Source organism: Streptomyces murinus (assembly GCF_002154555.1).
Lineage (GTDB): Bacteria > Actinomycetota > Actinomycetes > Streptomycetales > Streptomycetaceae > Streptomyces > Streptomyces murinus.
The window spans coordinates 1-2,412 of the sequence record NZ_MUNF01000313.1 but is presented as its reverse complement, the minus strand read 5'-3'; the positions used below and the strand labels follow the sequence as shown (position 1 = coordinate 2,412).

Here is a 2,412-nt window from a genome sequence, read left to right as displayed (position 1 = left end):
CATCGAGCCTCACGAAGATCCGAACCCCAAACAGCCCCTAGTCGAGCCTCTTCAGCGTCAGAGTGATCAGTTAACGTCAAGGTATGGGCATACCTTCGATCACCCCTGGGCAACTGACCACACGAGCAGAGATGGACAAGCTGTTCGGCGGAGGGAGTCAAGGGGGGATCATTTCTTCCAAAACCACCCCAAACATCCTCATTTACGTCGATCACAACAGCGGCAAGAAGTACGGCTACGAGGACGGCTGGCTGGCGGAAGAAGACGAGCTTGGCCCGATCTTCGAGTACACGGGCCAAGGCACCAGTGGAGACCAAACGTTTATGGGCCAGAAGGGGTCTCGAAACGCTGCTGTCCTTTACCACGCAGACCCCGAGAAGACTAAGGCCCTGCACGTCTTCGTCGCGGAGGGCAGGGTCCCCGGCTCGAAGTCCGGCGCCAAGCAGCAGCGGTACATCGGCGAGTTCATCTTGGATGTCGAGCAGCCATACACCGTACGCGAAGCCCACGGCGAGCATGAAGCACAGCGCCGCATCATCGTTTTCCGCCTACGCCCCAAGGGTGCGTACGAGCGTCTCGCCAAGGATGCCATCACCCCCGCACAAGAGACCGTCGCACAAAAGGTTCTGGCGTCCGTCGCAGCGACAAGGCTGTCCGAGCCCAGGATGCCCGAGGTGAGGCTGGTCGCACCGAAGAAGGGGCGGGCCTCGGAGAGCAGGCGCGCGGCTCAGCCCAGCGTCATCGCGGAGCACCGCCAGTCGGACTTCTGCAATTTGTACCTCAAGGAGCTCATCGCACAAGGGCACGAGGTCTTTGCCTACACGATAAAGATCGCCAACACCACCACCATCCTCAAGACTGATCTCTACGACGCCACCACGCATGAGCTCTATTCGGTGCGGGGCGAGAGCTCCCGCGATGAGGTACGCGCGGCGATAGGCCAACTCAAGGACTACGTACGGCACATCAAGCCACATCACCCCAAGCTGACTGCGCTGCTTCCAAAGCAGCCACATGATGACTTGATAGACCTTCTTCACACTGAGGAAATCGACCTCGTCTATCAGACAGACAACGGCTACACCAGAATCTCAGCCAAGTAAGGTCTCCCGTCGCCCTCTTGGAGTCACCATGTCAACTTCACCAGAGCATGAATACCTCTCAAATGCAGCACTCCGCATCATGGAGAGCGCGTCGAACTCTGGCCTCTTCGGCTACACCGAAGGCCAGCGCAAGCTCTTCGACTTCTCCTGCGATCTCAAACAAGACTGGTCGAAGGTCATCGTAGGGCAGACGCTGTGGAAGCATGGCGGCGACGGAATCGACAAGGATCTCAGAACCCTGCTCAATGAGCGCGATATAGCAGCCGCCGTCTATATCGCGCGTCACGAAAGCAAGCTCCGCTCCCGCTTTGCCGAGGTGACCCAGTCCTACCTCGACACACCGATGCGGGACCGCCTGTCCCGTTTGCGGGTCTTCTGGGTCCCGGCAGACTTCGAGGCCAAGGACGAGAACATCAGGGAGTCCATTTACAACGCCCTGAAGGAGGAGATCACCAAGGATCTCCTCCTCCATGTGACTCTCGGTGGCCTCACCCCGCGGGACACCACACGCTTCGCCTCTGCCAAGCGCCCTGGCCTCCCGATCGCCATCCTCTCCTACATCAAGAAGCACGGATACCGAAACAACACCAGGACCGCGAAGGACCTAGACAGAAATCCAAATGCCGTGAAGTACGAGACTGAACGGCTCTTCATACTGGGCTTCTTGGAGAGCGAGAGCCTTCAGGGCGGCATCTATCAAGTCACCGCGAGCGGACAGGCGATGCTCGATATCTGCTCGCGCCTACGCGACTACCTCAAGGGAAACCTCGGCGAGGAGAACACGAACAAAGAACTCGAACACATATGCAGCCTGCTAGGCATAGAGTATCCCTCGATACCGATAACAACACCCCTGGTAAACAAAGACGTCGAACATCAACTGCAAAACCCCACCTTCCTCCTCTTGCAGCATGTGGCTCAAGCTGATTCAGATGGATCCGTGGACTGGCCTGCCCCTTACTTTGCATTGCCGTCGACCACGGATATCGCGGCTGCGAGTTAGCGGAACCGACACCCGTACGTGCATGTCAGGCAGTCACGCCATAGCCGCCGCCAGCTCCGCCCTCCCGAACAACAACGCATACCCCCGCGGCAGTTGAGACAGCACCTGGTCCGTCACGGCAGGGCCGATTGTGGTGGAGATCGCGGTCAGGACCGAGCTGACGTCCCAGCGGGCCGTTGCCGAGGTGGAGTCGGGGATCTGGGTGGACAGCGCGTCCACGAATTCTCGGGCTGTCAGGGGGTGGGGGCGTGGGATCTGGGCGGCGATCAGGTGGCCGGCCTCCGGGGGGAGGGACTGGGCCAGGGC

The 2,412-nt window shown here is 59.6% G+C and carries 3 protein-coding genes; 2 read left to right on the top strand and 1 reads right to left on the bottom strand.

The features are described from left to right. The first annotated feature begins 83 nt into the window (after positions 1-83). Entirely contained in the window at positions 84-1,103 is a 1,020-nt protein-coding gene (locus tag CCN72_RS19425; RefSeq protein WP_483027275.1) for an SRA domain-containing endonuclease, read from the top strand. A 28-nt stretch (positions 1,104-1,131) separates the two neighbouring features. Further along, the gene (locus CCN72_RS19420) at positions 1,132-2,106 is read left to right on the top strand and encodes a hypothetical protein (protein ID WP_143664137.1); all 975 of its coding nucleotides are present in this window, start codon (positions 1,132-1,134) and stop codon (positions 2,104-2,106) included. A 33-nt stretch (positions 2,107-2,139) separates the two neighbouring features. On the opposite strand, the gene CCN72_RS19415 is transcribed toward CCN72_RS19420, so the two are convergent. After that, a partial coding sequence (locus CCN72_RS19415; RefSeq protein WP_143664136.1) for a DUF2267 domain-containing protein occupies positions 2,140-2,412 on the bottom strand: 273 nt, incomplete at its 5' end.